The sequence below is a fragment of the Paracoccus aminovorans genome, from assembly GCF_001546115.1.
Lineage (GTDB): Bacteria > Pseudomonadota > Alphaproteobacteria > Rhodobacterales > Rhodobacteraceae > Paracoccus > Paracoccus aminovorans_B.
Window position 1 is genome coordinate 1 of sequence record NZ_LNBC01000053.1, and the last position, 648, is coordinate 648.

Below are 648 nucleotides of genomic sequence, written 5' to 3' on the forward strand. Positions count from 1 at the left end.
CCGTTCCGAAGACGGTGATGATCGATGCAACCTCCCTGAAGATGCACCGCTCGGCGACCAGCCTGCGGTCGGAAAAGGGGGACCCGGCGATCAAAGGAGCCGTCTGATCGCGCAAAGGGCGGCATGAACACCAGGCTGCATGCCGTGACCGATGCCGAAGGCCGCCCGATCCGCGTTCTCGGGGGCCATGATCCCCCGGATCATGGCCTTATCCCTCGCATGACCGCAGGCCAGGTTAGTGACTACACGGGGGCCGCCGCCCTGCTGGGCAGCCCTGCCAAAGGCGGACTGGGTGCTGGCCGACCGGGGCCATGATGCCGACTGGTTCATAAATGCGTTGAAAGACAAGGGGATAAGGCCCTGCATCCCGGGCAGGAAATCTCGTGGCAAGCACGACAAGCACGACAAGCGACGCTACAAACGCCGAAACCGCATCGAGATCATGTTTGGCAGGCTGAAGGATTGGCGCCGGGTCGCCACCCGCTACGACAGATGCCCGAAGGTCTTCCTGTCTGCCGTCGCTCTCGCCGCCACCGTCATGTTCTGGCTATGACACGTGAACGAGATGCCGTAACGGGGCCTGCGTCGCGACCCGCCCGTTACCGTTGCAAGATTGAGGGCAAGCTGGCGCCATTCCCGTATCGGATC

1 pseudogene is annotated in these 648 nt (G+C 63.1%); it reads left to right on the forward strand.

The features are described 5' to 3' along the window. Window positions 1-553 (forward strand): annotated as a pseudogene (locus ASV56_RS23260) (IS5 family transposase); the annotation flags it as partial. Window positions 554-648: the final 95 nt, after the last annotated feature.